Consider the following 8,003-nt stretch of genomic DNA (forward strand, 5'->3'; position numbering starts at 1 on the left):
ACCTCAACCTTGCTGCTATTTCCTGATAATTTTGAAAATAAAAAATAGGTTATTTGGTTAATTAATTAAATAAAAAATAAAATATTCGGATTATTATATCTTTTACATTTTACGCTTTGACAAAAATATAAATTATATTATAATAAAATAATCATTAATCATTAAAATTAAGAGAGGTAAATTATGATAAATAAAACTATGAGTATAGGAGAGATAATTCAGATTTTCCCCGACTCTGTTGAAATAATGATGAGTCATGGACTCCATTGCGTTGGCTGTCATGTGGCAAGCTGGGAAAGTTTGGAAGAAGGTTGTCGCGGACATGGAATGGACGATGACAAAATAGAAACTTTAGTGGAAGAGATAAATAATAAATGCGGAAAATAAGTTAACTCCTCTAAATTAAAAAAGCTTTGTAATCGTTTGATTGCAAAGCTTATTTTATATTTTGCTTTATATTATATTCTTTATACTTGCTTATTTATTAACGCCGATAATTTTCTGTTAATCGCATGTTCTTTGCCTTTGTTATTATAGCCTACTTTTTTACTGCTGTATAAAACTTCTTTCATATCTCCGAAAAATCCCAAAGCTTCATCAAATAATTTTGGAGAAAGTTTATTTAAATGCCTCAACCTCGCGATTAAAGTTACAAGTTCCAAACGCATAGCCGATATTTTAGATGTTTTATTTAATGGAATTCTTCTTATTATGTCGGACAAAGTCGCGGTTTCGGACAAATGAGGAAATTTATTTAAGATAATTATATCAATAATGTTTTCTCTCATTTTTCTTAATTCGTTAGCTTCGTTCATTTTTTCGTTTTGATGTTCGCAATATAGATGAATATCCTGCAATCGAGTATTGATAATCGAATTTACTTTTTTTTCTTCGTCTTCCAATATAATTTTGTAAACTTCTATTTCTTTTGAAAGAAGTATTTCGATTTTTGTAAGTTCTTCGTATAAATTAAACATAAAATACCGTCCTTGAATTGTATCTATAAATTAATTATCGATAATTATAAGAATTACTTTACATAATTTTTTTATTACGGAACATGCGACTTTTTATAAAACATGCGTCATTGCGAATGGAGGGAAGCAATCTATAAAATAAAAACGGCTTATACAGTTAAGTATAAACCGTTTATAAAAATCAAAAAGTTCATTATTGTATCAAATTTACTTTTGCAGAGTCCGAAGGCAATTGAGAAGCGTCTTTTACATCCGTATCATTCAAAACTTTTACGCTTCCGTCAACCAATTTTTGATAAATATTATCGTAATCTTCTTGAGTAAAGTTAGTGAATTTTGAAGTTTCCATTGGAAGTCCTATTCCATGAACTTTTGCATCCAAAATCACAGACTGCCCGCCGGGAAAATTACCTTTATAAAATTCGTCTATCGCGTTATAAACCGATTCGCCAATCATTTTCATTGCCGAAGTTATAACGGAAGAAGATTCTCCGCTTTGGTCGACATCGACTCCGATTACAAAACCGTTATTTTGTTCCGCAGCCGCCATTACGGAATTTCCCGCTCCGCCGCCCGCGACAAATATAACCTGAACTCCGTTTCTATACCAAGATGCAGCTTTGGTTTGAATTTCTGGGCTTGGATTAAATCCGCCAAGATAATTATAATCCATTTTAACATTTCTGATTCCGAATTCTTTAGCCGCATAATTTGCGCCTTGAACGAATCCGTATCCGAATCGAACTACCGCTGGAACCGCCATTCCGCCCATAAATCCTAAATTCGTATAGCCTTCTTTAACCGTTCCGTAGCCCGCTAAAAATCCCGCTTGTTCTTCCGCATAGAAAACCGAATAAACATTATTTTCTATTCTGAAGTCCGTATAAGTGCCGTCTTGAGGGCTTCCATCCAAAAGCACAAAATTAACTTCTGGATGAGTATCTTGCGCCTTATATATTGCTGGCTCGAATAAGAATCCCGGAGTTACTACTATTTTCGCTCCCGCCGCAACTGCCAAATCTATCGAGTCGATATAGGCGTCCGTAGTTTTTTCGGTAGGCTGATAATATTTATGCGTTATGTTTTTTTCGTCCGCATACTTTTTCAAACCTTCCCAAGAACCCTGATTAAAAGACCTGTCGTCAATAGTGCCGACATCGGTTATTAAGGCAAGCTCATAACCTTTCTTTGTGTCTCCGCATGATATGGAAAGTATAGATACCGTCAATATCATTACGATTAGCGCTGAAAAATTCTTCATGTTTTTCTCCTTGAACTAAATTTTTTATATTATTTTCTTAAATTAATTCTTATTAAATTAAGAAAGAATAATATCATTGTATTAAATTTACTCTCACTATATCCAATGGTAATTGATTTGCGTCTTTAGCGTCCGTATCTTTCAAAACTTTTACGCTTCCGTCAACCAATTTCTGATAGATAGAATCATAATCGGATTTAGTAAATTTTGTAAATCTTGAAGCTTCCATTGGAAGTCCGATTCCATTAACTTTCGCGTCCAAAACCACAGACTGCCCGCCGGGAAAATTGCCGTTATAAAAATCGTCTATCGCATTATAAACCGATTCGCCAATCATTTTCATTGCCGAAGTTATAACGGTAGGCGAATCTCCGCTTTGGTCGACATCGACTCCAATTACCAAACCGTTATTTTGTTCCGCTGCCGCCATTACGGAATTAGCCGCTGCTCCTGCAGGCGCAAATATAACCTGAACTCCGTTTATAAACCAAGAAGCAGCCGTAGTTTGAACTTCTGGAGTCGGGTCGTAAACTCCTATATATGTATAATCTATTTTAACATCGCCTGATTTCATTCCCAATTCTTTAGCCGCGTAATTTGCTCCTTGAACGAATCCATAGCAGAATCTTATAACCGCAGGCTCAGCCATTCCTCCCATAACTCCTAAATTTGTATAGCCTTCCTTAACTATTCCGTAGCCCGCTAAAAATCCCGCTTCTTCTTCTGCATATAAAACTGAATAAACATTTTTTTCTATTCTAAAATCTGTATAAGTGCCGTCTTGAGGAGTTCCGTCTAAAATAACAAAATTAACTTCTGGATATTCGTCTTGCGCTTTGTAGATTGCTGGTTCAAATAAAAATCCTGGAGTTACGACTAATTTCGCCCCCGCGGCAACCGCCAATAATATAGAATCGATTTTTGAATCCGTATCTTTTGCCGCGGGTTTATAATATTTATAAGTTATATTTTTTTCTTCGGCATATTTTTTCAAACCTTCCCAAGAACCTTGATTAAAAGATTTATCGTCTATACTTCCCATATCGGTTATTAAAGCCAATTCATAGTTGCTCGATTTATTTCCGCATGATAAAGAAAATATTAATATAATAATTGAAATAATCGCTTTTGTAAAGTTTTTCATGTTTTTTCTCCTCGCCAATATTATGGCATTTTTATTTATTAAAAATTAATTATAAACTAATTTTTTAAATTTAGGAATTATCTTTTTTAATAAGCGTTTTTATTGATTCGATAACCAAATCTATAGCTTCTTCTCCCGTATAATCTTTTTTATCGTTTATATTATTTTTTATTCTCTCCTGATTATGAAGAACGAGCATAGCCGCTCCCGTCCGAACATTTTTAGCAGAACCTACTGCAAATAAAGTGGCGGATTCCATCTCCGAAGCCAAAGCTCCCGCCTTTATATAAGAATTCCATTTATATAATAGCTCTTTATCGACTGCCATACTTTCGGGGGCATGTTGTGAATAGAAAGCGTCTTTACATTGAACTATTCCGACATGAGTTTTATTTTTTATATTTTTACTCGCTTCAATCATAGCTTCTAAAACTTCTATATTTGGAATGCATGGAAATTCTTTTGGAATATAATTATCCATAGTTCCGCCAAATTTTATAGCGCCGTTTACTATCACTATATCGCCGGGCAAAACATCCATATTCATTCCTCCGCAAGTGCCGACTCTGATAAAAGTGTCCGCTCCGACTTTAATCAATTCTTCCAAAGCTATTGCCGTAGAAGGTCCGCCAATTCCATGCGAAGTTGCGGAAACTTTTACTCCGTCAATATATCCCGTCCAAGTAGCATATTCTCTGAAATCTGCAATCAATTTTGGATTTTCAAATCTCTTTGCAATTTTTTCGCATCTTTTCGGGTCGCCTGGCATTATAACATATCTTCCTACATCGCCCTTTTTTAATTTGAGATGATGAACGAGATTTTCATTTTCTTCATAATAGGCTTTAGGATATTCAATCATAATAATTCCTTTTTAATCTTTTTAATTTTTAGATAATTTCAACTTTTATTATCCAACAAAACTATAGATTCCAACGCCGTTAATATCATATTTTCTATATCGCTCGAATAATTCAAATGAGTTCCAAGTCTTTCAATCATAGTATTTTCAACTATATGCATTATCGCTCCCGCTCGAACTTTTCTAATTTCCGCGCATGAAAATAAAGCGGCGCATTCCATTTCGGAAGCAATCGCTCCGCATAAAGTATAGTATTTCAAATTATTTTCAAATTTTTCTCTAAAAAAAGAATTTTGAGGTTCAAGTTCTCCGTAAAAACAATCTTTGCTATGAACGACTCCTATATGATAATTATAATTTTTTTCTTTTGCCGCGTCTCGTAATGCAAAAATTATATCCGTATTTGCAACCGCAGGATATTCAAACGGGATATATTCTTTTGAAGTTCCTTCGTCTTTTATTGCCGCTTGAGCTATAGCCAAATCTCCCGATTTAACTTTTAAACTTAATCCTCCAGCAGTGCCGACTCTGATAAAAGTATCCGCTCCGATTTTTATTAATTCTTCCATCGCTATTGAAGCGGAAGGTCCTCCGATTCCTGTAGAAGTTATTGAAATTGGAATATTTTTATATTTTCCAGTAACCGTAACATATTCTCTATAATCGGCTTTCAAAATCGGTTCGTCTAAATATTTCGCTATGAAACCTACTCTTTTCGGGTCGCCCGGTAAAAGGACATATCTTGCCACATCGCCTTTTTTTAATTTAATATGATATTGAAGAAGTCCTTTTTTATCCGCTTCCTTATCGTAAAAAGCGCCTTTATATTTAGATTCCGTTTCCATAAAATTTTAATCCCGTTTTATAATTAATTTTCTTTAACCGATTTCATTATCGCAATTCCGCTGCTCGTTCCCAATCTGTTTGCTCCCGCGTTTATCATTTTTATAGCGTCTTCGTAAGTTTTTATTCCGCCCGAAGCCTTGACTCCCATTTTATCACCAACCGTTTTTCTCATAAGCTCGACATCATGCTCGGTAGCTCCTCCTGTAGAAAATCCCGTTGAAGTTTTTACAAAATCCGCTCCGTATTCTTTAGCGATTTTACAAGCCAATATTTTTTCTTTATCGTCCAAAAGGCAAGTTTCAATTATCACTTTAAGAACGGACGCCTTGCAAGCCTCTCGAACTTTTTTTATATCTCTTTCAAATAAATCTATCTTACCGCTTTTTAAGAGTCCTATATTGATAACCATATCTATTTCTTCGGCTCCGCTATCGACTGCGAATTTAGCCTCGTAAGCCTTCGCCTCTTTTATCATAGCTCCCAAAGGAAACCCGACAACCGAACAGACTTTAACATCCGAATGGAGTAAAAAATTATAAGCGACATTGACATAAGCCGAATTCACACAAACGGAATAAAAATTATATTCTTTCGCTTCGATGCATAATTTTCTTATATCGTCTATGGAAGCTTCTGGTTTTAAAATCGTATGGTCTATTAATTGATTTATATTTTGCATTTTATACCTCTGATAATAGTATTATATAAAAGATTATATTATTGTCAAATTTCATTATGATAAATAATTTTAAAGTGTTGACATTTTTTTTATATATGTTATCATTTAATAACTAATTTGGGGGCCAGTAGCTCAGTCGGTTAGAGCAGATGACTCATAATCATCGGGTCCGGGGTTCAAGTCCCTGCTGGCCCAAATAAACCTCCTCATTAATAATATAATTTTTGTGTGGGCCAGTAGCTCAGTTGGTAGAGCAGATGACTCTTAATCATCAGGTCCCGGGTTCGAACCCCTGCTGGCTCAAATATTTCGGCAAATAAAATTAAGCAATATTTCAACTTGACATAAAAAACAAATCGTTATAAAATATCATAGAATATCTTTACAGTAAATTAATCGGACATAAAGAATGAATTTAAAATATGCGAACGGAAATATAATGAAGTCGAATTCTAAAAATTATTTTGACGAATATTTTACGAAGCCTGAAATCTCCGAACGACTTTACAAAAAAACTTGCGAAATTATTTCTAAATACGAAAACATAAATAAATATACTTGGATAGAGCCGAGCGTTGGAGACGGAAGTTTTTATAAATTGCTTCCAAAAAATAAAATAGGAATAGACATTAAACAAACAAAATACGACACGATATTAACCGATTATTTAAATTACGAACTTCCAGAAAAACCTTTAATAGTCATAGGAAATCCTCCGTTTGGACATAGAGGAGTTTTGGCTTTGAAATTTATAGAACATTCCGAAAAAGCGGAATTTGTGGCTTTTATACTTCCAATGTTTTTTCAAAGTTTGGGAAAAGGTTCGATAAGGTATCGAGTAAAAAATTTCAATTTATTATACGAAGAAGTTTTGCCTGAAAATTCTTTTTATATAGGAAATAAAGAAAAAGATATAAAATGCTGTTTTCAAATATGGAGCAAAAATTATAACAATTTAAAAAAAGAATTCTGCTGGTATAATCAAAAAGAAAAAGCCGAACCGTTTAATAATTTGCTTAAAGTTGTGACGGTTTCTTTGGCGAAAAATAGAGAATGCGGGAAAGAATGGATTTTTAATAAAAAAGCGAATTATTATTTATCTTCAACATTTTTCAAAGATAATAATGTGGTTAAAGATTTTGATTCGGTAAAATATAAAAGCGGAATAGCAATTATTTATACTACTCAAAATAGCGGAACGATAAAAAAATTAGACGCTTTATTTAAAACCGCAGATTGGAATAAATATTCGAGCATAGCGACAAACGGATGCAGACATATTGGCAAATCTCATATTTATAAATTATTGGAAGATAAAGGATTTGAAAATGAATATAAATGAAATATTAAAAAATATAATCGAAGACAAATATAATGAAATACGCTCTTCAAAAGATAACGAAGGTATTTTTTCTAAAATAGATTATTTTGAAGGAAACGCTATTGGGCAAATAGGCGAAGAATTTGTAAAAGCTATTTTTAAAAAAGAAAATATAGCGATAGATAATAAACAAAAAGTAATTCATGATGAATACGATATTTTATCAAACGGAATTAAAATTGAAATAAAAACTGCAAGAAAGGGATTAAAGAATAACGGTTTTCAATTTAACGGAATAAATCCCTCTTACAATAACGACTATATTATAGTGATTGGGCTAACCCATCAAAACGCTTATTATTTAATAATAAAAGATAAAATTTCTTACAATCATAAAAAGAGAAGATATTTTTTGAAAGTAAATGGAAAAGATAGACAACTTGTGGCAATGAACCCTGGCAATTCTGTCAATTATAAATTAACTTTGCGATTATCCGATTTAAAACCTATCGATACTTTTGTGGAAGAATTAAAAGAGAATTTATTATTTTAAAATCATAAATGATAAAAAATACATTGCAAACTGAATGTGGAGAAAAATGAAAATTTTAAAGTATAAAAAGTGGAACGGATATTAATATAATTTTAAAATATACATGCTAACTATTCAATAAATTTGCATAATGTAAACTCTAACAAATTTATATAACATTTATCAAATTGCATTCCGAAAAATATGATAACGGTTGATTTTTATAAATTTATAATTAAAGTTGGATATAAATCCAAAAAAGTAATTGACGAATTTAAATATTTTGTTATTATAGTTATGTAGATTAAAAATATTTTATTAGAGGATATAATAAATGATTTTTGCAAATACTATACTATACTATACTATACTATACTATAC

At 32.4% G+C, this 8,003-nt stretch carries 9 protein-coding genes and 2 tRNA genes; 5 read left to right on the top strand and 6 right to left on the bottom strand.

Annotated elements, in window-relative coordinates:
* Positions 1–183 precede the first annotated feature (183 nt).
* A complete protein-coding gene (locus ACR0QS_RS08555) occupies positions 184–387 on the top strand; it encodes a DUF1858 domain-containing protein (RefSeq protein ID WP_137999223.1) in 204 nt (67 codons plus the stop codon).
* 80 nt (positions 388–467) lie between these two features.
* On the opposite strand, the gene flgN is transcribed toward ACR0QS_RS08555, so the two are convergent.
* The 6 genes from flgN to deoC all read right to left on the bottom strand — a co-directional run bounded on the left by flgN (position 468) and on the right by deoC (position 5,769).
* On the bottom strand, positions 468–977 hold the full coding sequence (gene flgN, locus ACR0QS_RS08560; RefSeq protein ID WP_432633023.1) for a flagellar export chaperone FlgN: 510 nt from the start codon (positions 975–977) through the stop codon (positions 468–470).
* A gap of 193 nt (positions 978–1,170) precedes the next feature.
* Positions 1,171–2,238 carry a BMP family lipoprotein gene (locus ACR0QS_RS08565; protein ID WP_432633024.1) on the bottom strand — a complete coding sequence of 356 codons (1,068 nt, stop codon included), beginning with the start codon at positions 2,236–2,238 and terminating at the stop codon, positions 1,171–1,173.
* A gap of 73 nt (positions 2,239–2,311) precedes the next feature.
* A complete protein-coding gene (locus tag ACR0QS_RS08570; RefSeq protein WP_432633025.1) occupies positions 2,312–3,382 on the bottom strand; it encodes a BMP family lipoprotein in 1,071 nt (356 codons plus the stop codon).
* A gap of 70 nt (positions 3,383–3,452) precedes the next feature.
* Positions 3,453–4,244, bottom strand: coding sequence for a nucleoside phosphorylase (locus ACR0QS_RS08575; protein WP_432633026.1), 792 nt, complete (start codon positions 4,242–4,244; stop codon positions 3,453–3,455).
* 38 nt (positions 4,245–4,282) lie between these two features.
* On the bottom strand, positions 4,283–5,089 hold the full coding sequence (locus ACR0QS_RS08580) for a nucleoside phosphorylase (protein WP_432633027.1): 807 nt from the start codon (positions 5,087–5,089) through the stop codon (positions 4,283–4,285).
* A gap of 23 nt (positions 5,090–5,112) precedes the next feature.
* The gene (gene deoC, locus ACR0QS_RS08585; protein WP_432633028.1) at positions 5,113–5,769 is read right to left on the bottom strand and encodes a deoxyribose-phosphate aldolase; all 657 of its coding nucleotides are present in this window, start codon (positions 5,767–5,769) and stop codon (positions 5,113–5,115) included.
* A 121-nt stretch (positions 5,770–5,890) separates the two neighbouring features.
* Between deoC and ACR0QS_RS08590 the strand changes: the two genes are divergently transcribed.
* From ACR0QS_RS08590 to ACR0QS_RS08605, 4 genes are all read left to right on the top strand, one after another.
* Positions 5,891–5,964: transfer RNA gene (locus ACR0QS_RS08590), tRNA-Ile, on the top strand.
* A 35-nt stretch (positions 5,965–5,999) separates the two neighbouring features.
* A tRNA-Lys gene (locus ACR0QS_RS08595) sits at positions 6,000–6,072 on the top strand.
* A 106-nt stretch (positions 6,073–6,178) separates the two neighbouring features.
* Positions 6,179–7,111 (top strand): hypothetical protein, encoded by a 933-nt coding sequence (locus ACR0QS_RS08600; RefSeq protein WP_432633029.1) that lies wholly within the window; start codon positions 6,179–6,181, stop codon positions 7,109–7,111.
* Positions 7,098–7,643: a hypothetical protein gene (locus ACR0QS_RS08605; RefSeq protein WP_432633030.1), complete on the top strand. Its 546-nt coding sequence runs from the start codon at positions 7,098–7,100 to the stop codon at positions 7,641–7,643. Before ACR0QS_RS08600 ends, ACR0QS_RS08605 begins: the two co-directional genes overlap by 14 nt.
* The last annotated feature ends 360 nt before the right edge of the window (positions 7,644–8,003 follow it).

Source organism: Brachyspira sp. (assembly GCF_050873525.1).
Lineage (GTDB): Bacteria > Spirochaetota > Brachyspiria > Brachyspirales > Brachyspiraceae > Brachyspira.

Coding starts and splice junctions, on each gene's coding strand:
- ACR0QS_RS08555 (WP_137999223.1), top strand. CDS start 184: ATGATAAATAAAACTATGAGTATAGGAGAGATAATTCAGATTTTCCCC.
- flgN (WP_432633023.1), bottom strand. CDS start 977: ATGTTTAATTTATACGAAGAACTTACAAAAATCGAAATACTTCTTTCA.
- ACR0QS_RS08565 (WP_432633024.1), bottom strand. CDS start 2,238: ATGAAGAATTTTTCAGCGCTAATCGTAATGATATTGACGGTATCTATA.
- ACR0QS_RS08570 (WP_432633025.1), bottom strand. CDS start 3,382: ATGAAAAACTTTACAAAAGCGATTATTTCAATTATTATATTAATATTT.
- ACR0QS_RS08575 (WP_432633026.1), bottom strand. CDS start 4,244: ATGATTGAATATCCTAAAGCCTATTATGAAGAAAATGAAAATCTCGTT.
- ACR0QS_RS08580 (WP_432633027.1), bottom strand. CDS start 5,089: ATGGAAACGGAATCTAAATATAAAGGCGCTTTTTACGATAAGGAAGCG.
- deoC (WP_432633028.1), bottom strand. CDS start 5,769: ATGCAAAATATAAATCAATTAATAGACCATACGATTTTAAAACCAGAA.
- ACR0QS_RS08600 (WP_432633029.1), top strand. CDS start 6,179: ATGAATTTAAAATATGCGAACGGAAATATAATGAAGTCGAATTCTAAA.
- ACR0QS_RS08605 (WP_432633030.1), top strand. CDS start 7,098: ATGAATATAAATGAAATATTAAAAAATATAATCGAAGACAAATATAAT.